This window comes from Fluviibacter sp., assembly GCF_057744235.1.
The window spans coordinates 53,492-76,714 of record NZ_JBIJFP010000004.1; the positions used below are offsets into that span (position 1 = coordinate 53,492).

Annotated in this window: 22 protein-coding genes and 4 tRNA genes; 24 read left to right on the forward strand and 2 right to left on the reverse strand. The window is 57.5% G+C overall.

Going from position 1 to position 23,223, the window contains the following annotated elements; all coding sequences use genetic code 11:
• Positions 1-28: 28 nt before the first annotated feature.
• Both AC3GOJ_RS04005 and AC3GOJ_RS04010 read right to left on the reverse strand, forming a co-directional pair.
• Complete coding sequence (locus AC3GOJ_RS04005; RefSeq protein WP_488236178.1) at positions 29-349, reverse strand: hypothetical protein; 321 nt, start codon at positions 347-349, stop codon at positions 29-31.
• Complete coding sequence (locus tag AC3GOJ_RS04010) at positions 334-978, reverse strand: malonic semialdehyde reductase (protein ID WP_488236179.1); 645 nt, start codon at positions 976-978, stop codon at positions 334-336. The genes AC3GOJ_RS04005 and AC3GOJ_RS04010 overlap by 16 nt, the downstream gene beginning before the upstream one ends.
• A 160-nt stretch (positions 979-1,138) precedes the next feature.
• Here AC3GOJ_RS04010 and AC3GOJ_RS04015 point away from each other — a divergent pair.
• From AC3GOJ_RS04015 to rplV, 24 genes are all read left to right on the forward strand, one after another.
• Positions 1,139-1,223 (forward strand) — tRNA-Tyr (locus AC3GOJ_RS04015).
• Positions 1,224-1,268: 45 nt separating this feature from the next.
• Positions 1,269-1,342 (forward strand) — tRNA-Gly (locus tag AC3GOJ_RS04020).
• 24 nt (positions 1,343-1,366) lie between these two features.
• Positions 1,367-1,441 (forward strand) — tRNA-Thr (locus AC3GOJ_RS04025).
• Positions 1,442-1,511: 70 nt separating this feature from the next.
• A complete protein-coding gene (gene tuf, locus AC3GOJ_RS04030; protein ID WP_488236180.1) occupies positions 1,512-2,702 on the forward strand; it encodes an elongation factor Tu in 1,191 nt (396 codons plus the stop codon).
• Between the two features lie 84 nt (positions 2,703-2,786).
• A tRNA-Trp gene (locus AC3GOJ_RS04035) sits at positions 2,787-2,862 on the forward strand.
• A gap of 42 nt (positions 2,863-2,904) precedes the next feature.
• A complete protein-coding gene (secE, locus tag AC3GOJ_RS04040; RefSeq protein ID WP_488236181.1) occupies positions 2,905-3,255 on the forward strand; it encodes a preprotein translocase subunit SecE in 351 nt (116 codons plus the stop codon).
• Complete coding sequence (gene nusG / locus AC3GOJ_RS04045) at positions 3,255-3,788, forward strand: transcription termination/antitermination protein NusG (RefSeq protein ID WP_488236182.1); 534 nt, start codon at positions 3,255-3,257, stop codon at positions 3,786-3,788. Before secE ends, nusG begins: the two co-directional genes overlap by 1 nt.
• Before the next feature lie 121 nt (positions 3,789-3,909).
• On the forward strand, positions 3,910-4,341 hold the full coding sequence (gene rplK / locus AC3GOJ_RS04050; protein WP_162048924.1) for a 50S ribosomal protein L11: 432 nt from the start codon (positions 3,910-3,912) through the stop codon (positions 4,339-4,341).
• A 1-nt stretch (position 4,342) separates the two neighbouring features.
• Positions 4,343-5,038, forward strand: a complete 696-nt coding sequence (gene rplA / locus AC3GOJ_RS04055; protein ID WP_488236183.1) for a 50S ribosomal protein L1 — start codon at positions 4,343-4,345, stop codon at positions 5,036-5,038.
• Positions 5,039-5,269: 231 nt separating this feature from the next.
• On the forward strand, positions 5,270-5,773 hold the full coding sequence (gene rplJ / locus AC3GOJ_RS04060; RefSeq protein WP_488236184.1) for a 50S ribosomal protein L10: 504 nt from the start codon (positions 5,270-5,272) through the stop codon (positions 5,771-5,773).
• A 56-nt stretch (positions 5,774-5,829) separates the two neighbouring features.
• The gene (gene rplL, locus AC3GOJ_RS04065) at positions 5,830-6,204 is read left to right on the forward strand and encodes a 50S ribosomal protein L7/L12 (RefSeq protein WP_488236185.1); all 375 of its coding nucleotides are present in this window, start codon (positions 5,830-5,832) and stop codon (positions 6,202-6,204) included.
• A gap of 268 nt (positions 6,205-6,472) precedes the next feature.
• Positions 6,473-10,780 (forward strand): DNA-directed RNA polymerase subunit beta, encoded by a 4,308-nt coding sequence (gene rpoB / locus AC3GOJ_RS04070; protein WP_488236186.1) that lies wholly within the window; start codon positions 6,473-6,475, stop codon positions 10,778-10,780.
• Between the two features lie 86 nt (positions 10,781-10,866).
• On the forward strand, positions 10,867-15,105 hold the full coding sequence (rpoC, locus tag AC3GOJ_RS04075) for a DNA-directed RNA polymerase subunit beta' (RefSeq protein WP_488236187.1): 4,239 nt from the start codon (positions 10,867-10,869) through the stop codon (positions 15,103-15,105).
• Between the two features lie 247 nt (positions 15,106-15,352).
• Complete coding sequence (rpsL, locus tag AC3GOJ_RS04080) at positions 15,353-15,730, forward strand: 30S ribosomal protein S12 (RefSeq protein WP_162048930.1); 378 nt, start codon at positions 15,353-15,355, stop codon at positions 15,728-15,730.
• Between the two features lie 50 nt (positions 15,731-15,780).
• Positions 15,781-16,251 (forward strand): 30S ribosomal protein S7, encoded by a 471-nt coding sequence (rpsG, locus tag AC3GOJ_RS04085; protein ID WP_488236188.1) that lies wholly within the window; start codon positions 15,781-15,783, stop codon positions 16,249-16,251.
• 33 nt (positions 16,252-16,284) lie between these two features.
• A complete protein-coding gene (fusA, locus tag AC3GOJ_RS04090; protein ID WP_488236189.1) occupies positions 16,285-18,381 on the forward strand; it encodes an elongation factor G in 2,097 nt (698 codons plus the stop codon).
• Positions 18,382-18,419: 38 nt separating this feature from the next.
• Entirely contained in the window at positions 18,420-19,610 is a 1,191-nt protein-coding gene (tuf, locus tag AC3GOJ_RS04095; protein ID WP_488236180.1) for an elongation factor Tu, read from the forward strand.
• A 133-nt stretch (positions 19,611-19,743) separates the two neighbouring features.
• Positions 19,744-20,055 (forward strand): 30S ribosomal protein S10, encoded by a 312-nt coding sequence (gene rpsJ / locus AC3GOJ_RS04100; protein ID WP_488236190.1) that lies wholly within the window; start codon positions 19,744-19,746, stop codon positions 20,053-20,055.
• Between the two features lie 143 nt (positions 20,056-20,198).
• Positions 20,199-20,837, forward strand: coding sequence for a 50S ribosomal protein L3 (rplC, locus tag AC3GOJ_RS04105; RefSeq protein WP_488236191.1), 639 nt, complete (start codon positions 20,199-20,201; stop codon positions 20,835-20,837).
• A 9-nt stretch (positions 20,838-20,846) separates the two neighbouring features.
• Positions 20,847-21,467 (forward strand): 50S ribosomal protein L4, encoded by a 621-nt coding sequence (rplD, locus tag AC3GOJ_RS04110; protein ID WP_488236192.1) that lies wholly within the window; start codon positions 20,847-20,849, stop codon positions 21,465-21,467.
• Positions 21,464-21,766, forward strand: a complete 303-nt coding sequence (gene rplW / locus AC3GOJ_RS04115; protein ID WP_162048936.1) for a 50S ribosomal protein L23 — start codon at positions 21,464-21,466, stop codon at positions 21,764-21,766. Before rplD ends, rplW begins: the two co-directional genes overlap by 4 nt.
• Positions 21,766-22,593, forward strand: a complete 828-nt coding sequence (rplB, locus tag AC3GOJ_RS04120; RefSeq protein WP_488236193.1) for a 50S ribosomal protein L2 — start codon at positions 21,766-21,768, stop codon at positions 22,591-22,593. The genes rplW and rplB overlap by 1 nt, the downstream gene beginning before the upstream one ends.
• A 10-nt stretch (positions 22,594-22,603) precedes the next feature.
• Positions 22,604-22,879: a 30S ribosomal protein S19 gene (gene rpsS / locus AC3GOJ_RS04125; RefSeq protein WP_488236194.1), complete on the forward strand. Its 276-nt coding sequence runs from the start codon at positions 22,604-22,606 to the stop codon at positions 22,877-22,879.
• A gap of 10 nt (positions 22,880-22,889) precedes the next feature.
• Entirely contained in the window at positions 22,890-23,219 is a 330-nt protein-coding gene (gene rplV, locus AC3GOJ_RS04130; protein ID WP_488236195.1) for a 50S ribosomal protein L22, read from the forward strand.
• The last annotated feature ends 4 nt before the right edge of the window (positions 23,220-23,223 follow it).

Genomic DNA, 23,223 nt, shown 5'->3' on the forward strand with positions numbered 1-23,223 from the left:
GTCTCCGTTAATGGCTTGGGTTACAACCCTAGATACGCCCCGACAGATGCAGAATCAGCCAGGTTGCAGGTGCCACCAGCGCCTCGATGATACGATAACGCCAAGGGTAGCTCGAAAGATACGTCAGGAAGAATGCGACAGCACCAATCACCAGCGACATCTCCATCCATGGAATTGGCTGTTTGAACAAAGCATAACTCGGGACACCCAGAGCTAGTACGCCCAGCGTGGGCAGGCCTTGCAGCACCAGAAGATAGGTCAGTGTCACGGGCCGTACCTTGAATTCCGGTGGTGACATGGGTTGCGTATGGTGTGTGGCTTGCGCCACGTCATTCAGATGATCCGACATGCGTCCTCAAATTCCAGCCTCGGGGAACGGGGATGCAGTGTTTGCGGATCACCGTGCCCGAGGTTGCAGATAAAATTGATCTTGAACCGGCCATCCGGGAAGAAGGTCTGGTTCAGGCGTTCCGCATCAAACCCTGACATTGGGCCGCAGTCAAGTCCCAGGGAACGCGCGGCCATCATAAAATAGGCGGCTTGCAGGCTACTGTTGCGATCGGCGGTGGCATCCGCCAACGGTTTCAACGCATCGCCAGCAAACCAGCTGCGGGCATCCGCGTGCGGATAAAGACGAGGCAGATGGTCGTAAAACCGGGTATCCGCCGCAAACAGCGCGGTGACGGGGGCGTCCATCGTTTTATCAATGTTGCCCGGTGCAAGGCACGCTTTCAGTTGCGCTTTTGCCTCTGGGGAGCGGACAAAAAGAATCCGCAAAGGCTGACAGTTGGCAGATGTCGGGCCCAGTCGTGCCAGATTCCAGGCACGCATCAGTAATGCATCATCTACCGGACGGGGGAGCCAGTGGCTGAAGGTGCGCCCATGCGTAAAGAGGCGGTTTAAGAGTTCTGGGTCTGCCGGATGTGCGCAGTCCGGCGACAGATGGTGGTGATTGGGGTGGGCAGCATTTTCTGGCATGACCGTAACTCCCGTGTGGGGTCTGCATGGCGTGAGTCTCACTCTATCACCCTCCGCGGTGTTTGCCGTGCTGCAATGCGAGAGCCGTCCGCGAAAAAATTTACAAATGCTGCTTGACAGCATTGGCGGTTTTCGTGAATAATCCTCGGTTCTGGTTCGCGGAGGGATTCCCGAGCGGTCAAAGGGAACAGACTGTAAATCTGTCGGCTCTGCCTTCGAAGGTTCGAATCCTTCTCCCTCCACCAACAACCAGAATGAACAGCGGTTTCTCCGTGCTGCGGTTTGGCCGGGCGGGTGTAGCTCAATGGTAGAGCAGAAGCCTTCCAAGCTTAAGACGAGGGTTCGATCCCCTTCACCCGCTCCACGGTGTTTCGACTGTTCGGAATTGGCCCATGTAGCTCAGTGGCAGAGCACTCCCTTGGTAAGGGAGAGGTCGGCAGTTCAATCCTGCCCATGGGCACCAGAATTCTGGTGATTCCGGCTGTCGTATCGTCTTTTTGTGTCTTTTATTTTTTCGACTTGAGGGTCTAAAAATGGCAAAGGGTAAGTTTGAACGTACAAAGCCGCACGTAAACGTGGGCACGATTGGTCACGTTGACCATGGTAAGACGACACTGACGGCAGCGATCGCTACTGTGCTGGCATCGAAGTTTGGTGGCGAAGCGAAGGCTTACGACCAGATTGACGCAGCGCCGGAAGAAAAGGCCCGCGGCATTACGATTAACACCGCGCACGTTGAATACGAGACCGAAGGTCGCCACTACGCCCACGTTGATTGCCCGGGCCACGCCGACTACGTCAAGAACATGATTACCGGTGCTGCCCAGATGGACGGCGCCATTCTGGTGTGCTCGGCCGCTGACGGCCCCATGCCGCAGACCCGTGAACACATCCTGCTGGCCCGCCAGGTTGGCGTGCCATACATCATCGTCTTCCTGAACAAGTGCGACATGGTGGATGATGCTGAGCTGCTCGAACTGGTTGAAATGGAAGTTCGCGAACTTCTGTCGAAGTACGACTTCCCGGGTGACGACGTGCCCATCATCAAGGGTTCGGCACTGAAGGCCCTCGAAGGCGACCAGAGCCCGATCGGCGAACCGGCCATCATGGAACTGGCAGCAGCTCTGGATAGCTACATTCCGACACCGGAACGCGCCGTTGATCTGCCGTTCCTGCTGCCCATCGAAGACGTCTTCTCGATCTCGGGTCGCGGTACCGTCGTCACCGGTCGTGTTGAGCGCGGTATCGTCAAAGTTGGCGAAGAACTCGAAATCGTCGGCATCAAGCCGACCACCAAGACCACCTGTACCGGTGTTGAAATGTTCCGCAAGCTGCTCGACCAAGGTCAAGCCGGTGACAACGTCGGCGTCCTGCTGCGCGGCACCAAGCGCGAAGAAGTCGAGCGTGGCCAAGTGCTGTGTAAGCCGGGCTCGATCAAGCCGCACACCCACTTTGAATCGGAAGTGTACGTCCTGTCGAAAGACGAAGGCGGCCGCCACACCCCGTTCTTCAACAACTACCGTCCGCAGTTCTACTTCCGTACGACAGACGTGACCGGTGCGATCCAGCTGCCGGAAGGCACCGAGATGGTGATGCCGGGCGACAACGTCCGCATGACCGTCAAGCTGATCAACCCGATCGCCATGGAAGAAGGTCTGCGCTTCGCCATCCGCGAAGGCGGCCGTACTGTCGGCGCCGGCGTCGTCTCGAAAATTATCGAGTAATTCTCGATTGTGCCAGGGCCCGCCAAAAGCGGGCACCTCACCTGAGGCGTCTCCCCAACCTAGGAGGCGCCTTAAGCGTTTTGCAGGGGTATAGCTCAACTGGCAGAGCGTCGGTCTCCAAAACCGAAGGTTGGGGGTTCGATTCCCTCTGCCCCTGCCACTTTTAAGCCATGGACTGCTTCGACAGTCCTGATTGTGTCTGATGGTCGATAAAATCAAATTCATACTGGCGGCGTTAGCGGTGGTCGCTGGAATCGCCGGGTTTTACCTGCTGGCTGCTGATGCTGGGCTGTTGCGCCTGGTGTCTGTGCTAGGTGGTATCGCTGTGGCCGTCGCGCTGGTGTGGACGACAGCTCAGGGTCGTCGCCTGGCCGGATTTGTGCGTGAATCGATCGTTGAAGCCCGTAAAGTTGTCTGGCCGACCCGCAAGGAAACGATGCAGACAACCGCCATGGTGTTTGTATTTGTGCTGATCATGGCCATTTTTCTGTGGCTGACTGATAAAACCCTCGAATGGGTCATGTATGACCTGATCTTGGGGTGGAAGAAATAATGAGCAAACGTTGGTACGTCGTACACGCCTATTCAGGCTTCGAAAAGAGTGTCATGCGCGCTCTGACGGAGCGCATCCAGCGCGCCGGTATGGAAGACCTGTTTGGTCAGATTCTAGTGCCGGTTGAAGAGGTTGTGGAAATGCGCGGCGGCCAGAAAGCCATTTCCGAGCGCAAATTCTTTCCGGGTTATGTTCTTGTCGAAATGGACATGAACGATGACACCTGGCACCTGGTGAAGAGTACTCCGAAAGTGACAGGGTTTGTCGGTGGCACTGCCACCAAGCCGACCCCGATTTCCCAGAAGGAAGTCGACAAGATCATGCAGCAGATGCAGGAAGGTGTTGAAAAGCCCCGTCCGAAGATTCTGTTTGAAGTGGGCGAGATGGTTCGTGTCAAGGAGGGTCCGTTTACGGACTTCAATGGCAATGTCGAGGATGTGAACTACGACAAGAGCAAGCTCCGTGTCTCCGTCACCATCTTCGGGCGCGCCACGCCAGTTGAGCTGGATTTCGGCCAGGTTGAGAAGGCCTGATCGAGGTCGTGAAGATTCAAGGGTGCCAACCCCGGTTGTATTGTTGGCAGGTAGCAAAAAGAGGAGCGTGAGTCGTCACTTGTGACAAAAGCGCGCTAAAACTCACTATAAGGAGCCTTTCATGGCAAAGAAGATCGTCGGCTATATCAAGCTGCAAATCCCGGCGGGTAAAGCCAACCCGTCGCCCCCGGTTGGTCCGGCACTCGGCCAGCGCGGCCTGAACATCATGGAATTCTGCAAGGCCTTTAACGCGGCTACGCAGGGTATGGAGCCTGGTCTCCCGACGCCGGTGGTGATCACCGCCTACGCGGATAAGTCCTTCACCTTCGTGATGAAGAGCCCGCCCGCCACCATTCTGATCAAGAAGGCTGCCGGTATTCAGAAGGGTAGCCCGCGTCCGCACACCGATAAGGTTGGCAAAATTACGCGTGCCCAGGCTGAAGCCATCGTCAAGACCAAGCAAGCCGATCTGACGGCTGCCGATCTGGACGCTGCTGTGCGCACCATCGCTGGTAGCGCCCGTAGCATGGGTATCACCGTGGAGGGCCTCTAATATGGCAAAACTGACTAAGCGTCAACAGGCCCTGCAAGGCAAGGTTGACCGTAACAAGCTGTACCCGCTCACCGAAGCGCTCACCCTGGCCAAAGATCTGGCCACGGCCAAGTTCGACGAGTCGATCGATGTTGCCCTGAATCTGGGCGTTGATCCGCGTAAATCGGATCAGGTGGTCCGTGGTTCGGTTGTGCTGCCGGCTGGTACCGGTAAGACCATGCGCGTTGCCGTGTTCGCCCAGGGCGACAAGGCTGAAGCCGCCACCGCGGCCGGAGCAGACATTGTCGGTTTCGAAGATCTGGCGGACCAGGTCAAGGCCGGCAACATGGATTTCGACATCGTCATCGCTACACCGGATGCCATGCGTATCGTGGGTCAGCTGGGTCAGATCCTCGGCCCGCGCGGCCTGATGCCGAACCCGAAGGTCGGTACCGTGACCATGGATGTCACAACGGCCGTGAAAAACGCCAAGGCGGGCCAGGTCCAATACCGTACCGACAAGGGCGGCATCGTGCACAGCACGATCGGTCGCGCGTCGTTTGGCGTTGATGCCCTCGAGCAGAATCTGCGCGCGTTAGTAGATGCGCTGGTGAAAGCCCGTCCGGCATCGGCCAAGGGTCAGTACCTGAAGAAGATTGCTGTCTCCAGCACCATGGGTCCTGGCGTTCACGTCGATCAGGCTTCAGTACAGGCATAACGCTTTTATAGAACTTTGGGCTGGTCGCCTAAACCCCGAAAAGGGTTGAGCGGCCAGATCGTCAAAGACCGCAGGTGCGTGCAAACGTTTAATAGCTCTACGGAGCGTCCTGCGCAGATGGTGGTCCCAGAACAGGATTTCGCGGCAGCGTCCGCGAGTCTCTGATTTCGGTCACCGTAATGGGGGTAACTGGTTCGCCGGTTACATGTTGACTTGAATGGAGAAAGACGAATGAGTCTGAATCTGAACGACAAGAAGGCCGTAGTTGCCGAAGTGTCGAGCCAGGTTGCCAAAGCGCAAAGCGTGGTGCTCGCAGAGTACCGCGGCATTGAAGTAGGTGATCTCACCAAACTGCGCGCCAAGGCACGTGAATCGGGTGTCTACCTGCGCGTTCTGAAGAACACGCTGGTGCGTCGCGCGGTTGAAGGCACGACCTTTGCTGATCTATCGTCGCACATGGTCGGTCCGCTGATCTACGGTATTTCCGAAGATCCGATCGCCGCAGCCAAGGTGCTGAACGATTTTGCCAAGTCGAACGACAAGCTGATTCTCAAAGCAGGTAGCTATGCTGGTGAAACCCTGGATGCCGCTGGCGTCAAGGCACTGGCAAGCATCCCGAGCCGCGAGGAACTGCTGGCCAAGCTGCTGGGTGTCATGATGGCACCGCTGAGTGGCATGGCAGTCTGCTTGGGCGCTCTGGCGAAAAAACGCGAAGAAGAAGGCGCTGCTGCCTAAGCAGACCGGCGACTTCCGACCTTTTTTAACGAATAGAACTTACTGGAGTAACAATCATGGCAATTACCAAGGACGATATCCTGGAAGCCGTTGGTAACCTGACCGTTCTCGAACTGAACGATCTGGTTAAGGCATTTGAAGAGAAGTTTGGTGTGTCGGCTGCCGCTATGGCCGTCGCCGCTCCTGGCGCTGCAGCTGGCGCTGCGGCTGTTGAAGAGCAGACTGAATTCACCGTCATCCTGGCTGCTGCCGGCGACAAGAAGGTTGAAGTCATTAAGGTGGTTCGTGCCGCTACCGGCCTGGGCCTGAAGGAAGCCAAGGACGTCGTTGACGGCGCTCCGAAGGCTGTGAAGGAAGGCGTCTCCAAGGCTGATGCTGAAGCCCTGAAGAAGCAACTGGAAGAAGCTGGCGCCAAGGTCGAGATCAAGTAAGACCTTGTTGTCCGTGCACGTCAGGCTGGGGCGCTTGCCCCGGCCTTACGTGCTTTTGGCGTTTCTGCAGCGTACGCTGCGCAGCAGCGAAACTACGGCCTTGTGCTCATGTAGTTTGGCCGGCAAAGCCAAGTGTCCTGATCTACTGAAGATCCCGCGGATATTTGGCTTTGCCGACAGGCAGGATGGTCCACCATTTTTATCCATTGTTACGACGATGATGTCGTGATTCCACTGACTTTCTGATTGATCAAATACCGGAGCGACGATGACCTACTCATTTACCGAGAAAAAGCGCATCCGCAAGAGCTTTGCGAAGCGTGACACGGTGCTCGAGGTACCTTACCTTCTGGCTACCCAGCTCGACTCCTTCCGTGATTTCCTGCAGCAAGGAATCACACCGGCCCAGCGTCGCCCTCAGGGTCTGCAGGCAGCCTTCTCGACGATCTTCCCGATCACGTCGCATTCGGGCAATGCCCGTCTGGAATTCGTCAGCTATAACCTGGCCGAGCCCGCATTTGATGTGCGCGAGTGTCAGCAGCGTGGTTTGACCTTTGCGTCTGCCCTGCGCGCCCGTGTGCGCCTGGTGATTCTCGATCGCGACACTGGCGACATTAAGGAAGTTAAGGAACAGGAAGTCTACATGGGCGAAATTCCGCTAATGACAGACACGGGCTCCTTTGTGATCAATGGTACCGAGCGAGTGATCGTCAGCCAGCTGCATCGTTCGCCGGGCGTCTTCTTCGAGCACGATCGCGGCAAGACGCACTCATCAGGCAAGTTGCTCTTCTCGGCCCGCGTCATTCCTTACCGCGGCTCTTGGGTGGATTTCGAATTTGACCCGAAAGACACGCTGTTTTTCCGTGTCGACCGCCGCCGCAAGATGCCGGTCACAACGCTGCTGCGCGCACTGGGTATGAGCGACGAAGAAATTCTTGGTCGTTTCTTTGAGTTCGACCAGTTCTCGCTAGGCAAGAAAATTGAATTTGCGCTGGTGCCGGAACGCCTGCGTGGCGAAGTCGCTCGTTTTGATATCTGCGATAAGGCCGGCAAGGTCATTGTTCCGAAAGATAAGCGCATTACGGCGCGACATATCCGTGAGCTGGATGCGGCTGGTCTGAAGAGCATTGTCGTACCGGAAGAGTTTCTGGTTGAACGCATCCTGGCCAAGGACGTGATCAATCCGGAAACTGGTGAAATCATTGCTAAAGCCAATGAAGAAATCGATGGCACGCTGCTAGCCAAACTGCAGGAAGCGGGTGTGGAAACTATCCAGACCCTCTACATTAATGATTTGGATCGCGGCGCCTTCATTGCCAACACGCTGCGCGCCGATGAAACCCGTGATCGCACGGCTGCACGTGTCGCCATCTACCGCATGATGCGTCCGGGGGAGCCGCCCACTGAAGAAGCGGTCGAGATTCTCTTCAATGCTTTGTTCTACTCGGATGATCGCTACGATCTGTCGGGCGTTGGTCGTATGAAGTTCAATCGTCGTATGGGGCGGACTGACATCACTGAATCCAAGGTGATGATGACTTCGCTGCCGTCAAAGACAGACGAGATCGTGGCCTATCTGGCTGAGCGTAATGGCGTCCGTGTGTCGCTGGTTGCTGATCAGCTGGCGGAAATGCAGTTTGGTCCGCGTGCTGCTGCCGAAAACCTCACTGAAGCTGAAGCCCAGGAAGTGGCCGCTAAACTGAATGGTATGGGTGTCAAGACCGAGATCCGCGAACAGCTCACACTGTCGCCGCGCGACCTCATCGATGCGATCGACATTCTGGTTGAGCTACGCAATGGCCGCGGTGAAATCGATGATATCGATCACTTGGGTAATCGTCGCGTGCGTTCGGTCGGTGAGCTGGCCGAAAACCAGTTCCGTGCCGGCCTGGCCCGTGTGGAACGTGCCGTTAAAGAACGTCTGAATCAGGCCGAATCCGACAACCTGATGCCGCATGACCTCATCAATGCAAAGCCGATCTCGGCTGCGATCAAGGAGTTCTTCGGCTCTAGCCAGTTGTCGCAGTTCATGGACCAGACGAACCCGCTATCGGAAATTACCCACAAGCGCCGTGTATCAGCTCTGGGCCCGGGCGGTCTGACCCGTGAGCGTGCTGGCTTTGAAGTCCGTGACGTCCACCCGACGCACTATGGCCGTGTGTGCCCGATCGAAACGCCGGAAGGTCCGAATATTGGTCTGATCAACTCGCTGGCACTGTATGCCCGCGTTAACGAGTACGGCTTTATTGAAACACCGTATCGCAAGGTGGTTGATGGCCATGTCACCGCCGAAATCAACTACCTGTCGGCGATTGAAGAAGGCCAGTACGTCATCGCCCAGGCGAATGCCGAAGTCGATGCTGCTGGCAAGCTGACTGATGAACTGGTCACCTGCCGCCACAAGGGCGAAGCCCTGCTCGAACCGGCATCGGCCGTTCAGTATATGGACGTGGCGCCGTCGCAGATCGTTTCAGTTGCTGCCTCGCTGGTGCCGTTCCTCGAGCACGATGACGCCAACCGCGCACTGATGGGTGCCAACATGCAACGTCAGGCCGTGCCTTGCCTGAGCCCCGAAAAACCGGTGGTCGGCACAGGTATCGAGCGCACCGTTGCCGTTGACTCGGGTACGGCAATCGTTGCTCGCCGTGGCGGTGTGGTCGATTACGTCGATGCCGGTCGTATCGTGATTCGCGTCAACGATAACGAAGCGCTGGCCGGTGAGGTCGGTGTCGACATCTACAACCTCGTCAAGTACACCCGATCCAACCAGAACACCAACATCAACCAGCGTCCGATCGTTCGCGTCGGTGACAAGCTGGCCAAGGGTGACGTGGTTGCCGACGGCGCATCGACCGACCTGGGCGAACTCGCCCTGGGTCAGAACATGCTCATCGCGTTCATGCCCTGGAATGGCTACAACTACGAAGACTCGATCCTCATCTCCGAGCGTGTGGTGGCTGAAGACCGCTTCACGTCGGTGCACATCGAAGAGCTGACGGTGGTTGCCCGTGACACCAAGCTGGGACCGGAAGAAATCAGCCGTGATATCCCGTCGCTCGGCGAATCGCAACTATCGCGTCTGGATGAGTCGGGTATCGTTTACATTGGCGCCGAAGTCGAAGCCGGTGACGTGCTCGTCGGCAAGGTAACCCCGAAGGGTGAAACCCAGCTGACGCCGGAAGAAAAACTCCTGCGCGCCATCTTCGGTGAAAAAGCCTCGGATGTGAAAGACACCAGTCTGCGCGTGTCGTCGGGTATTGCCGGCACCGTGATCGACGTCCAGGTCTTTACCCGTGAAGGCATCGAGCGCGATAAGCGTGCGCAGTCGATCATCGACGATCAGCTGCGTCACTACAAACTGGATCTGGCCGATCAGCTGCGCATTGTTGAACGTGATGCCTTCGAGCGTGTGGCCCGTCTGATCATTGGCAAGGTTGCCAACGGCGGCCCGAAAAAGCTGGCCAAGGGCAGCGCCATTGATCGTGCCTATCTGGATACCGTTGATCCACATCAGTGGTTCGATATCCGTGTTGCGGATGATGAAGTCGCCACCCAGCTGGAAGCGCTGCGCGAAGGTATCGAGCAGACCCGCAAGGGCTTTGATGCCGCGTTCGAAGAGAAGCGCAAGAAACTGACGCAGGGCGACGAACTGCCGCCGGGTGTGCAGAAAATGGTTAAGGTCTACCTGGCCGTTAAGCGTCGTCTGCAGCCGGGTGACAAGATGGCCGGTCGTCACGGTAACAAAGGGGTGGTATCACGCATTGTGCCGGTGGAAGACATGCCGCACATGGCGGATGGTCGCCCCGTGGATATCGTGCTGAACCCGCTGGGTGTGCCGTCCCGTATGAACGTGGGACAGGTACTCGAAACCCACCTGGGCTGGGCTGCCATGGGCCTGGGGCGTCGCATTGACGAAATGCTGCGCGCCGAGCGCAACATCCAGGAAGTGCGCCAGTTCCTCGACAAGATCTACAACCAGAGTGGCCGTGCTGCCGAGCTGAACACGCTGTCGGATGACGAAGTCATGAAGTTGGCACAGAACCTGCGCCGCGGTGTGCCGTTCGCTACCCCGGTGTTTGATGGTGCTGCCGAAGCCGAGCTGAACGCCATGCTTGATCTGGCTTACCCGGATCAGGTTGCCCGCGACTTGAAACTGACGTCGACCCGCACTCAGATCGAACTGGTCGATGGTCGCACCGGCGAAACCTTCGAACGTCCGGTCACGGTCGGCTACATGCACATCCTCAAGCTGCATCACCTGGTGGATGACAAGATGCATGCCCGCTCGACCGGTCCGTACTCCCTCGTCACCCAGCAGCCGCTGGGTGGTAAGGCGCAGTTCGGTGGTCAGCGTTTCGGTGAAATGGAGGTCTGGGCATTGGAAGCCTACGGTGCATCGCATGTACTGCAGGAAATGCTCACGGTGAAGTCGGATGACGTCTCCGGCCGTACCAAGATGTATGAAAACATCGTTAAGGGTGATCACAAGATCGAAGCCGCTATGCCGGAATCGTTCAACGTGCTCGTTAAGGAAATCCGCTCGCTGGGTATCGACATCGACCTCGAGCGTCACTGAGACATCACTGCAACACCGGCGATGCGCTGCCGCGATAGCGGCGGCGCATCAAAAGAATCTGGATTTACTCCGTCTGGGAGAAAAGCATGAAAGCGTTACTGGATCTGTTCAAGCAGGTAGGACCGGAAGAAGAATTTGATGCGATCACCATCGGGCTGGCATCGCCCGAGAAGATTCGCTCGTGGTCCTATGGCGAGGTCAAGAAGCCTGAAACCATCAATTACCGCACGTTCAAGCCCGAGCGTGACGGCCTGTTCTGTGCCAAGATCTTTGGCCCGGTCAAGGATTACGAATGCCTGTGTGGCAAGTACAAGCGCCTCAAGCATCGTGGTGTGATCTGTGAGAAGTGTGGCGTTGAAGTTACGCTGGCCAAAGTGCGTCGTGAGCGCATGGCGCACATCGAACTGGCCAGCCCGGTTGCCCACATCTGGTTCCTGAAGTCGCTGCCGTCGCGTCTGGGGATGGTGCTCGACATGTCGCTGCGCGACATCGAACGCGTGCTCTATTTCGAAGCCTTTGTGGTCGTCAACCCGGGCATGACCCCGCTGCAACGCGGCCAGATCATGACCGAAGACGATTACAACGCCAAGGTTGAAGAGTTCGGTGACGAATTCGACGCCATGATGGGCGCTGAAGGTATCCGTGAAATGCTGCGCACGCTCAACCTCGACCGGGAAGTCGAGCGTCTGCGTGAAGAGCTGGCCGCTTCCGGTTCGGAAGCCAAGAGCAAGAAGCTGACCAAGCGCCTGAAGGTGCTGGAAGCATTCCAGCGTTCCGGTATCAAGCCGGAATGGATGATCCTCGAAGTCCTGCCGGTGCTGCCGCCAGATCTGCGCCCCCTGGTGCCGCTGGACGGTGGCCGTTTCGCCACCTCCGATCTGAACGATCTGTATCGTCGCGTCATCAACCGTAACAACCGCCTCAAGCGCCTGCTCGAACTGCGTGCACCAGACATCATCGTCCGTAACGAAAAGCGCATGCTGCAGGAATCCGTGGATTCGCTGCTCGACAACGGTCGCCGTGGCAAGGCCATGACCGGTGCCAACAAACGTCCGCTGAAATCGCTGGCTGACATGATCAAGGGTAAGGGCGGTCGCTTCCGTCAGAACCTGCTGGGTAAGCGCGTCGACTACTCGGGCCGTTCGGTCATCGTGGTCGGCCCGCAGCTCAAGCTGCATCAGTGTGGTCTGCCCAAGCTGATGGCGCTGGAACTGTTCAAGCCCTTCATCTTCAACCGCCTGGAAAACATGGGTCTCTCGACCACCATCAAGCAGGCCAAGAAGATGGTAGAAAACGAAGAGCCGATCGTCTGGGATATCCTCGAAGAAGTCATTCGCGAGCACCCGGTCATGCTGAACCGTGCCCCGACCCTGCACCGCCTGGGTATCCAGGCGTTCGAGCCGGTACTGATCGAAGGCAAAGCCATTCAGCTGCACCCGCTGGTCTGTGCCGCCTTTAACGCCGACTTCGATGGTGACCAGATGGCCGTTCACGTGCCGCTGTCGCTCGAAGCCCAGATGGAGGCACGCACCCTGATGCTGGCCTCGAACAACGTGCTGTCGCCCGCTAACGGCCAGCCGATCATCGTGCCATCCCAGGATATTGTGCTGGGTCTGTACTACGCCACCCGTGAGCGCATCAATGCCAAGGGCGAAGGCATGTTGTTTGCCGACGTCGCTGAAGTCGAACGCGCCCTGGCGCTGAAAGAACTGGATCTGCACGCCAAGATCACGGTACGCCTGAACGAATGGCAGCCGAAGGAATCGGGTGAGGGTTGGGTTGAAGTCACCAACCGTTACAACACCACGGCTGGTCGTGCGCTACTGTCGCAGATTCTGCCGAAGGGTCTGCCGTTCAAGGCCATCGATAAGGCGCTGAAGAAGAAAGAAATCTCGAAGCTGATCGATGAATCCTTCCGCCGTTGCGGCCTGAAGGAAACGGTCGTGTTCGCCGACAAGCTGATGCAGAACGGTTTTAAACTGGCCACGCGTGCCGGGATCTCGTTTGCCTCCTGCGATATGCAAGTGCCGGCCGAGAAAGTCGACATCCTTAATGCTGCCCGCGAAGAGATCAAGGAGATCGAATCGCAGTACACCAACGGTCTGGTGACCGTCGGCGAACGCTACAACAAGGTCGTCGATATCTGGGGTCGCGCTGGTGACCAGGTCGCCAAGGTCATGATGGAGCGTCTGGGTAAAGAAGATGTGGTCGATGCCGAAGGCAAGACCGTCAAGCAGGAATCCTTCAACTCCATCTACATGATGGCGGACTCCGGCGCTCGTGGTTCGGCAGCCCAGATCAAGCAGCTGGCCGGTATGCGTGGTCTGATGGCCAAGCCGGACGGTTCGATTATCGAAACACCGATCTACTCGAACTTCCGTGAAGGTCTGAACGTTCTCGAGTACTTCATCTCGACGCACGGTGCCCGTAAGGGTTTGGCCGATACGGCGCTGAAGACTGCGAACTCGGGTTACCTGACCCGTCGTCTGGTCGATGTGACGCAGGATCTGGTGATCATTGAAGATGATTGTGGCACTGAAAACGGTTTCGTTGTGCGTGCCCTGATCGAAGGGGGTGAAGTCATCGAGCCGCTGCGTGACCGCATCCTTGGCCGCGTGACCGCCGCTGACGTGATCCATCCTGAAACCCAGGAAACCATGGTCGAAACCGGCACCATGCTCGATGAAGATCTGTGCGATCTGATCGATCAGGCCGGTGTGGATGAAGTTAAAGTCCGTACACCGCTGACCTGTGACACCCGCTACGGTCTGTGCGCCAAGTGCTATGGCCGAGATCTGGGTCGCGGCTCGATGGTGAACGCCGGCGAGGCCGTGGGCGTGATCGCGGCGCAGTCGATCGGTGAGCCAGGTACCCAGCTGACCATGCGTACCTTCCACGTCGGTGGTGCCGCATCGCGCGCTGCCGTCGCCTCGACTGTAGAAAACAAGAGTGCGGGTGTGGTCCGTTTCTCGGCACTCATGCGCTATGTGACCAACGCCCGCGGCGAAAAGATCGTCATTACGCGTTCGGGCGAAGTGCTCATCACCACCGAACACGGCCAGGAGCGCGAGCGTCACAAGGTGCCGTACGGGGCCACCCTGATGGTGTCCGATGGTGATGTCATCAAGGCCGGTACCAAGTTGGCCAACTGGGACCCGCATACCCGTCCGATCATTACCGAGTACGCCGGTACTGTCCGCTTCGAACACGTTGAAGAGGGTGTGACCGTCGCCAAGCAAATGGATGATGTGACCGGCCTGGCAACGCTGGTCGCCATCGATCCGAAGCGCGGTGGCAAGGCCCAGAACAAGGGTCTGCGTCCGCAGGTCAAACTGCTTGACGCCAACGGCAATGAAGTCCGTATTGCCGGCTCCGAACACCCGGTGGCCATCGCCTTCCAGGTCGGTTCGATTATCAGCGTCACTGATGGTCAGCAGGTCGGTGTGGGTGATGTGCTGGCCCGTATGCCGCAGGAATCAGCCAAGACCCGTGATATTACCGGTGGTCTGCCGCGGGTGGCCGAGTTGTTTGAAGCCCGTACCCCGAAAGACGCCGGCATGCTGGCGGAAGTCACTGGTACCGTCTCGTTCGGTAAGGACACCAAGGGCAAGCAGCGCCTGGTGTTGACGGATCTCGAGGGTAATGACCACGAGTTCCTGATCCTGAAGGATAAGCACGTGCTGGTGCACGATGGTCAGGTCGTCAACAAGGGCGAACTGATTGTCGACGGTGAACCGGATCCGCAGGACATCCTGCGCCTGAAGGGAATCGAAGAGCTGGCCCGTTACATCACGGACGAAGTGCAGGACGTTTACCGTCTGCAGGGCGTGAAGATTAACGACAAGCACATCGAAGTGATCGTTCGCCAGATGTTGCGCCGGGTCCAGATCACCGATCCGGCGGATTCGTCGTACATCAAGGGTGAACAGGTCGAGCGTTCGGAAGTCTTCATCACCAACGACGCCCTGCGTGCCGAAGGCAAGCGTGAAGCCGAATTCGAACCGGTGCTGCTGGGTATCACCAAGGCCTCGCTGTCGACCGATTCGTTCATCTCGGCCGCGTCCTTCCAGGAAACCACCCGTGTTCTGACCGAAGCCGCCATCATGGGCAAGCGCGACGATCTGCGTGGTCTTAAGGAAAACGTCATTGTGGGTCGCCTCATCCCGGCAGGTACGGGTCTGGCCTACCACGCTTCACGTCGCAACCAGTCGGCCGCCGCCGCGCTGGACGATGTATTCGAGCCGGTCGAAGCAGTGGCCGTCGAAGAAAGCCTTGTGGCAGAAACTCCGGCAGCCGATGTTGCCGAAGGCGACGCCGCCAACTGATTCAGGGGTGGCAACCGGCTGGTCCGGTTGCCTTGCCCCGGGTCAACCCGGGCTCTAGGTTGACGGAATGCCCCGCGCTGGTTTATCATTGCGGGTTTCTCCGGCCAAACCGCTCGGTTTTCGTGCGGCACGCTGGTTTTGATACGGCGTGACCGTGGTTTGCTGGGCCATCCCGCTGGGATGTGACCGCAATTTATTGTAGGAACAAGGGTGGTTTTGCCGCCCGGATTTATTGGGGATTTTAGATATGCCAACCATTAATCAGCTCGTGCGTAAGCCGCGCGTCAAGGTTGAGGCCAAGAACAAGGTTCCGGCCCTCGAAGCTTGTCCGCAAAAGCGTGGTGTCTGCACTCGCGTGTACACCACGACGCCGAAAAAGCCGAACTCTGCGCTGCGTAAAGTGTGCAAGGTTCGTCTGACCAACGGTTTCGAAGTGATTTCGTACATCGGTGGTGAAGGCCACAACCTGCAGGAACACTCGGTTGTTCTGATTCGCGGTGGTCGTGTGAAGGATTTGCCGGGTGTGCGTTACCACACCGTCCGTGGCTCGCTGGATACCCAGGGCGTCAAGGATCGTAAGCAGTCCCGTTCGAAGTACGGCGCCAAGCGCCCCAAAGCTGCTTAAGACCCGCGGTCTAAGCCAGCTGCCTTACTGTTTACTGAAAGGTCGTAACCATGCCTCGTCGTCGCGAAGTACCCAAGCGTGACATTCTGCCGGATCCGAAGTTCGGCAATGTTGACGTTTCCAAGTTTGTTAACGTTCTGATGATCTCCGGCAAGAAGTCGGTCGCTGAGCGCACCATCTATGGCGCCTTTGACCAGATCACCAACAAAGGTGGCCGTGATCCGCTGGAAGTCTTTTCCCAGGCGCTGAACAACGCCAAGCCGATGGTGGAAGTCAAGTCCCGCCGCGTTGGTGGTGCCAACTATCAGGTGCCGGTTGAAATCCGTCCGTCGCGTCGTATGGCGCTGGCCATGCGCTGGATCCGTGACGCTGCCCGCAAGCGCTCGGAAAAGTCGATGGGTGCCCGTCTGGCTGCAGAACTGGTTGAAGCTGCGGAAAACCGTGGCGGTGCCGTCAAGAAGCGTGATGAAGTCCACCGTATGGCAGAAGCCAACAAGGCCTTCTCGCATTTCCGCTTCTAAGCTCATTGTTTCTTATTTTGTAAAGGTTGTATCGTGGCTCGCAAGACACCCATCGAACGCTATCGCAATATTGGTATTAGTGCCCACATCGACGCCGGTAAGACGACGACGACCGAGCGGATCCTTTTCTACACCGGTGTGAACCACAAAATCGGCGAAGTGCACGATGGTGCCGCGACGATGGACTGGATGGAGCAGGAGCAGGAGCGCGGTATTACCATTACCTCGGCTGCGACCACCTGTTTCTGGAAGGGCATGGATGCATCGCGTCCGGAACACCGTATCAACATTATTGATACCCCGGGACACGTCGACTTCACGATTGAAGTCGAGCGCTCGATGCGCGTTCTGGATGGTGCGGTCATGGTTTACTGTGCCGTCGGTGGCGTGCAGCCGCAGTCGGAAACCGTGTGGCGTCAGGCCAACAAGTACCAGGTGCCGCGTCTGGCCTTCGTGAACAAGATGGACCGCTCCGGTGCCAACTTCTTCAAGGTCGTTGAGCAGATGAAGACCCGTCTCAAGGCGAACCCAGTGCCGATCGTGATCCCCATCGGCGCTGAAGACACCTTCGAAGGCGTCGTTGACCTCATCAAGATGAAAGCCATCTACTGGGACGAAGCCTCCCAGGGTATGAAGTTCGACTACCGCGACATCCCGGCTGAGCTGGCTGATGAAGCCGCCACCTGGCGCGAACAGATGCTCGAAGCTGCGGCAGAGGCCTCGGAAGATCTGATGAATGCCTATTTGGAAAATGGCGACCTGACTGAAGCGGAAATCATGCTGGGTCTGCGTACCCGTACGATCGCCAGCGAAATCCAGCCGATGCTGTGTGGTACTGCGTTCAAGAACAAGGGCGTGCAGCGCATGCTCGACGCTGTTCTGGATCTGATGCCGTCGCCAATCGACATTCCGCCGGTGGAAGGCGAACTGGAAAACGGTCAGCCGGCTACCCGTAAGGCCGATGACAGCGAGAAGTTCTCGGCGCTGGCATTCAAACTGATGACCGACCCGTTCGTGGGTCAGCTCACGTTCGTGCGCGTTTACTCGGGTATTCTGAACTCAGGCGACACCATCTACAACCCAGTCAAGCAGCGTAAAGAGCGTATTGGCCGTATTCTGCAGATGCACGCTAACGAGCGTGAGGAAATCAAGGAACTGCGCGCCGGCGATATCGCCGCTTGCGTGGGCATGAAGGAAGTCACCACGGGCGAAACCCTGTGTGATCCGGATGCCGTCATCACCCTGGAGCGCATGGAGTTCCCGGAGCCGGTGATTCACGTTGCCGTCGAACCGAAGACCAAGGCCGACCAGGAAAAAATGGGTATCGCCCTGTCGCGTCTGGCCCAGGAAGATCCGTCGTTCCGTGTTCGTACCGATGAAGAATCGGGTCAGACCATTATCTCGGGTATGGGCGAACTGCACCTCGAGATCATCGTTGACCGTATGAAGCGCGAGTTCGGTGTGGAAGCCAACGTCGGTGCACCGCAGGTGGCCTACCGTGAAACCATCCGCAAAACCATTGACGATGCCGAAGGCAAGTTCGTCAAGCAGTCGGGCGGTCGTGGTCAGTACGGTCACGTGGTCCTCAAGATCGAGCCGAACGAACCGGGCAAGGGCTATGAGTTCGTTGACGCTATCAAGGGTGGTGTGGTGCCGCGCGAATACATTCCGGCGGTTGACAAGGGTCTGCAGGACACCATGCCGAACGGCGTGCTGGCCGGCTTCCCGATTGTTGACGTCAAGTGTACCCTGCACTTCGGTTCGTACCACGATGTGGACTCGAACGAAAACGCCTTCAAGATGGCCGCATCGATGGCCTTTAAGGAAGGTATGCGTCGCGCCAGCCCGGTTCTTCTTGAGCCGATGATGGCCGTTGAAGTTGAAACGCCGGAAGACTACATGGGTAACGTCATGGGTGACCTGTCGGGTCGCCGTGGCATTGTCCAGGGTATGGATGACATTCCGGGCGGCATGAAGGCCATTAAGGCTGAGGTGCCCCTGGCCGAAATGTTCGGTTACTCGACGCAGCTGCGTTCGCTGACTCAGGGTCGTGCGACGTACTCGATGGAGTTCAAGCACTACAACGAAGCGCCGAAGAATGTGGCTGACGCCATCATCAACAAGAAGTAATCTCGAATTCTGAAACTCTGAACTTTTAAGGAAATAACATGGCAAAGGGTAAGTTTGAACGTACAAAGCCGCACGTAAACGTGGGCACGATTGGTCACGTTGACCATGGTAAGACGACACTGACGGCAGCGATCGCTACTGTGCTGGCATCGAAGTTTGGTGGCGAAGCGAAGGCTTACGACCAGATTGACGCAGCGCCGGAAGAAAAGGCCCGCGGCATTACGATTAACACCGCGCACGTTGAATACGAGACCGAAGGTCGCCACTACGCCCACGTTGATTGCCCGGGCCACGCCGACTACGTCAAGAACATGATTACCGGTGCTGCCCAGATGGACGGCGCCATTCTGGTGTGCTCGGCCGCTGACGGCCCCATGCCGCAGACCCGTGAACACATCCTGCTGGCCCGCCAGGTTGGCGTGCCATACATCATCGTCTTCCTGAACAAGTGCGACATGGTGGATGATGCTGAGCTGCTCGAACTGGTTGAAATGGAAGTTCGCGAACTTCTGTCGAAGTACGACTTCCCGGGTGACGACGTGCCCATCATCAAGGGTTCGGCACTGAAGGCCCTCGAAGGCGACCAGAGCCCGATCGGCGAACCGGCCATCATGGAACTGGCAGCAGCTCTGGATAGCTACATTCCGACACCGGAACGCGCCGTTGATCTGCCGTTCCTGCTGCCCATCGAAGACGTCTTCTCGATCTCGGGTCGCGGTACCGTCGTCACCGGTCGTGTTGAGCGCGGTATCGTCAAAGTTGGCGAAGAACTCGAAATCGTCGGCATCAAGCCGACCACCAAGACCACCTGTACCGGTGTTGAAATGTTCCGCAAGCTGCTCGACCAAGGTCAAGCCGGTGACAACGTCGGCGTCCTGCTGCGCGGCACCAAGCGCGAAGAAGTCGAGCGTGGCCAAGTGCTGTGTAAGCCGGGCTCGATCAAGCCGCACACCCACTTTGAATCGGAAGTGTACGTCCTGTCGAAAGACGAAGGCGGCCGCCACACCCCGTTCTTCAACAACTACCGTCCGCAGTTCTACTTCCGTACGACAGACGTGACCGGTGCGATCCAGCTGCCGGAAGGCACCGAGATGGTGATGCCGGGCGACAACGTCCGCATGACCGTCAAGCTGATCAACCCGATCGCCATGGAAGAAGGTCTGCGCTTCGCCATCCGCGAAGGCGGCCGTACTGTCGGCGCCGGCGTCGTCTCGAAAATTATCGAGTAACTTTTGCTGCCCATCGGAAGCCCGTTCCCTGGGTTCGGGTTTCTGAGTGGGGCTTTGCAGAAAACGTTGATTTCTGTATAGTGCGCCACTCGCTGCTCTTTGATTGTTCTTTTACTGCTCTTTGGATGTCACCATGCAAAACCAAAAGATTCGTATCCGCCTGAAGGCCTATGACTACCGTTTGATCGACCAGTCGGCCCAGGAAATCGTTGAAACCGCCAAGCGCACGGGTGCCGTGGTTCGTGGCCCGGTGCCTCTGCCGACCCGCAAGCAGCGTTTTGATATTCTGCGTTCGCCACACGTCAACAAGGCGTCGCGTGACCAGCTCGAAATCCGTACGCACCTGCGTCTGATGGACATCATCGACCCGACCGACAAAACGGTTGACGCCCTGATGAAGCTCGATCTGCCCGCTGGCGTCGACGTCGAAATCAAGTTGCAGTAATACCGGGTTCGTAGTATAGTTCTGGGCTTTCCCGGCTCCGCGTTTGCGGGGCCGCAGCAGTTTTGTTGTATCGCTTGCAGTACCTTTTGTAGTACCTATAACCGACGCCAGCCAATCGCAGCTGGTGATTAGGAGAATAACAGATGAGTCTAGGCCTTGTAGGACGCAAGGTCGGCATGACGCGCATCTTTGCTGAGGATGGTGTTTCCATCCCTGTCACAGTGCTCGATGTGTCGAACAATCGCGTCGCACAAATCAAGACGCCCGAAACGGACGGCTACGCCGCTGTTCAGGTTGCATTCGGCCAACGTCGTGCCACGCGCATGACCAAGGCGCTGAGTGGTCACCTGGCAAAAGCTGGTGTTGAGTCCTCGCGCGTTCTCAAAGAATTCACGGTTGCAGCGGATGCGCTCGACGGCTTCAAGCCGGGCGACGCGATTGCTGCGACAATTTTTGAAGCTGGTCAGAAGGTTGACGTCACGGGCGTCACGATCGGTAAGGGCTTTGCTGGCGGCATCAAACGTCACCACTTCAGCTCGAACCGTGCATCGCACGGTAACTCGGTGTCGCACAATGCGCCGGGTTCGATCGGTATGGCGCAGGATCCGGGTCGCGTTTTCCCGGGTAAGCGCATGGCCGGCCACCTCGGTGATGTTCAGCGCACTACGCAGAATCTGGAAGTGGTTCGCGTTGATGCCGAGCGTCAGCTTCTCCTCGTCAAGGGTGCCGTTCCGGGCGCCCGCGGTTCGGACGTGATCGTGCGTCCTGCCGTCAAGGCCTAAGGGGATCGTATGGAACTGAAGATTGTTAACGATCAGGGTCAGGAAGCCAGCCGTCTGCAGGCCTCCGATGCGCTGTTCGCTCGTGAATACAACGAGAATCTGGTGCACCAGCTGGTTGTGGCTTATCAGGCCAATGCCCGCAGCGCCAACTCGAAGCAGAAGGGTCGTGACGACGTTGCTCACACCACCCACAAGCCGTGGCGTCAGAAGGGTACGGGTAATGCCCGTTCCGGTATGACATCGAGCCCGATCTGGCGTGGAGGCGGTCGCGCTTTCCCGAACTCGCCGGAACAGAATTACGCTCAGAAGATCAATCGTAAGATGTACCGTGCCGGTATGGCGACGATTCTGTCGCAGCTAGTGCGTGAAGATCGTCTGGCGGTTGTTGATGCCTTCGCCGTTGAAGCCCCGAAGACCAAGCTGGTTGCCCAGAAGGTCAAGAACATGGGTCTCGATCAGGTGTTGGTGATTACGGACAACCTGGATGAAAACCTGTGGCTGTCGGCACGTAACCTGCCGAATGTCCTGGTGCTCGAAGCCAAGGAAGCCGATCCGGTTTCGCTCGTTCGCTACGCCAAAGTGCTGGTAACGCGCAACGCCGTGGCTAAGTTTGAGGAGATGTGGGGATGAACCAGGAACGACTGTTACAGGTATTGCTGGCACCCCAGGTATCCGAAAAGGCTACCTATGTTGCCGACAAGAACAACCAAGTGGTCTTCAAGGTAGCCGCTGATGCGACTAAGCCGGAGATCAAGGCGGCTGTTGAGCTGCTCTTCAAGGTCGAAGTCGATGCTGTCCAGGTCCTGAATGTCAAGGGCAAGGTCAAGCGTCGCGGTGCGATCACGGGTCGTCGTAAGGGCTGGAAGAAGGCGTTCGTCTGCCTGAAGCCGGGTCAAGAGATCCAGTTTGCTGAAGGAGGGGTGGCATAATGGCACTCGTCAAAGTCAAACCGACATCGCCCGGTCGTCGTGGCGTCGTCAAGGTTGTTAACGACAAACTGCACAAGGGTCGCCCTTTTGCTGGTTTGGTCGAAAAGCAATCGAAGAATTCCGGTCGCAATAACAATGGCCGTATTACGGTGCGTCACCAGGGTGGTGGCTCGAAGCAGCACTACCGTCTGATCGACTTCAAGCGGAACAAGGATGGTATTCCGGGCAAGATTGAACGCCTCGAGTACGACCCGAACCGTACGTCGAACATCGCCCTCGTGCTGTATGCCGATGGCGAGCGCCGCTACATCATTGCCCCGCGTGGTCTTGAAGTGGGTGCAACGATTATCAGTGGTTCGGAAGCGCCGATCAAGCCAGGCAATGCTCTGCCGATCCGTAACATTCCGGTGGGTACCACCATCCACTGTATCGAAATGATTCCGGGTAAGGGTGCTCAGATGGCCCGTTCTGCCGGTGCGTCGGTTCAGCTGATGGCCCGCGAAGGTGTCTACGCTCAGGTACGTCTGCGTTCGGGCGAAGTCCGTCGTGTGCACATCGAGTGTCGTGCCACCATCGGTGAAGTCGGTAACGAAGAACACAACCTGCGTAAGCTGGGTAAAGCCGGTGCTACGCGTTGGCGCGGTATTCGCCCAACCGTTCGCGGCGTCGCCATGAACCCGATCGATCACCCGCACGGTGGTGGCGAAGGTCGTACCGGCGAAGGTCGTGTCCCGGTCTCGCCGTGGGGTACTCCGGCTAAGGGTTATCGTACCCGTAGCAACAAGCGTACGACCAGCATGATCGTGCAGCGTCGTCACAAGAAATAAGGAATAGACCATGACTCGTTCAATGAAAAAAGGTCCGTTCGTAGACGCGCACCTCATCAAGAAGGTCGAGGCAGCGATTGCCAGCAATGACAAGCGCCCCATCAAGACCTGGTCTCGTCGTTCGACAGTGCTGCCCGAGTTCCTCGGTCTGACACTGGCGGTTCATAACGGTCGTCAGCACGTTCCCGTGTTTGTGACTGAAAACATGGTTGGCCACAAGCTTGGCGAGTTCTCCCTGACCCGTACGTTCAAGGGTCACGTGAACGCCAAGAAGGCCAAGAAGTAAGGAGCCGATGATGGAAACTCGTGCTGTACTGCGCGGCGTGCGCCTCTCGGCGCAAAAAGGCCGTCTCGTTGCAGACCTCGTTCGCGGTAAATCCGTGGGCCAGGCGCTGAACATCCTGGCGTACTCCCCGAAAAAGGGTGCCCTGATCGTCAAGAAGGTCATCGAATCAGCGATCGCCAATGCCGAGCACAATGATGGTGCCGACATTGACGAACTGATCGTTAAGACCATCTACGTTGAAAAGGGTATGGTGCTCAAGCGCTTCACTGCGCGCGCCAAGGGCCGTGGTAACCGTATCACTAAGCCGACCTGTCACGTTTTTGTGACCGTGGGCAACTAAGGAA

Excerpts from the sequence above, each read along its gene's own strand:
- secE (WP_488236181.1), top strand. The coding sequence starts at position 2,905 with ATGGTCGATAAAATCAAATTCATACTGGCGGCGTTAGCGGTGGTCGCT.
- rplL (WP_488236185.1), top strand. The coding sequence starts at position 5,830 with ATGGCAATTACCAAGGACGATATCCTGGAAGCCGTTGGTAACCTGACC.
- rplA (WP_488236183.1), top strand. The coding sequence starts at position 4,343 with ATGGCAAAACTGACTAAGCGTCAACAGGCCCTGCAAGGCAAGGTTGAC.
- AC3GOJ_RS04005 (WP_488236178.1), bottom strand. The coding sequence starts at position 349 with ATGTCGGATCATCTGAATGACGTGGCGCAAGCCACACACCATACGCAA.
- AC3GOJ_RS04010 (WP_488236179.1), bottom strand. The coding sequence starts at position 978 with ATGCCAGAAAATGCTGCCCACCCCAATCACCACCATCTGTCGCCGGAC.
- tuf (WP_488236180.1), top strand. The coding sequence starts at position 1,512 with ATGGCAAAGGGTAAGTTTGAACGTACAAAGCCGCACGTAAACGTGGGC.
- rpsL (WP_162048930.1), top strand. The coding sequence starts at position 15,353 with ATGCCAACCATTAATCAGCTCGTGCGTAAGCCGCGCGTCAAGGTTGAG.
- rpoB (WP_488236186.1), top strand. The coding sequence starts at position 6,473 with ATGACCTACTCATTTACCGAGAAAAAGCGCATCCGCAAGAGCTTTGCG.
- rpsJ (WP_488236190.1), top strand. The coding sequence starts at position 19,744 with ATGCAAAACCAAAAGATTCGTATCCGCCTGAAGGCCTATGACTACCGT.
- nusG (WP_488236182.1), top strand. The coding sequence starts at position 3,255 with ATGAGCAAACGTTGGTACGTCGTACACGCCTATTCAGGCTTCGAAAAG.
- rplJ (WP_488236184.1), top strand. The coding sequence starts at position 5,270 with ATGAGTCTGAATCTGAACGACAAGAAGGCCGTAGTTGCCGAAGTGTCG.
- rplB (WP_488236193.1), top strand. The coding sequence starts at position 21,766 with ATGGCACTCGTCAAAGTCAAACCGACATCGCCCGGTCGTCGTGGCGTC.
- tuf (WP_488236180.1), top strand. The coding sequence starts at position 18,420 with ATGGCAAAGGGTAAGTTTGAACGTACAAAGCCGCACGTAAACGTGGGC.
- rplC (WP_488236191.1), top strand. The coding sequence starts at position 20,199 with ATGAGTCTAGGCCTTGTAGGACGCAAGGTCGGCATGACGCGCATCTTT.
- rpsG (WP_488236188.1), top strand. The coding sequence starts at position 15,781 with ATGCCTCGTCGTCGCGAAGTACCCAAGCGTGACATTCTGCCGGATCCG.
- rplV (WP_488236195.1), top strand. The coding sequence starts at position 22,890 with ATGGAAACTCGTGCTGTACTGCGCGGCGTGCGCCTCTCGGCGCAAAAA.
- rpsS (WP_488236194.1), top strand. The coding sequence starts at position 22,604 with ATGACTCGTTCAATGAAAAAAGGTCCGTTCGTAGACGCGCACCTCATC.
- rplD (WP_488236192.1), top strand. The coding sequence starts at position 20,847 with ATGGAACTGAAGATTGTTAACGATCAGGGTCAGGAAGCCAGCCGTCTG.
- rplW (WP_162048936.1), top strand. The coding sequence starts at position 21,464 with ATGAACCAGGAACGACTGTTACAGGTATTGCTGGCACCCCAGGTATCC.
- rpoC (WP_488236187.1), top strand. The coding sequence starts at position 10,867 with ATGAAAGCGTTACTGGATCTGTTCAAGCAGGTAGGACCGGAAGAAGAA.
- rplK (WP_162048924.1), top strand. The coding sequence starts at position 3,910 with ATGGCAAAGAAGATCGTCGGCTATATCAAGCTGCAAATCCCGGCGGGT.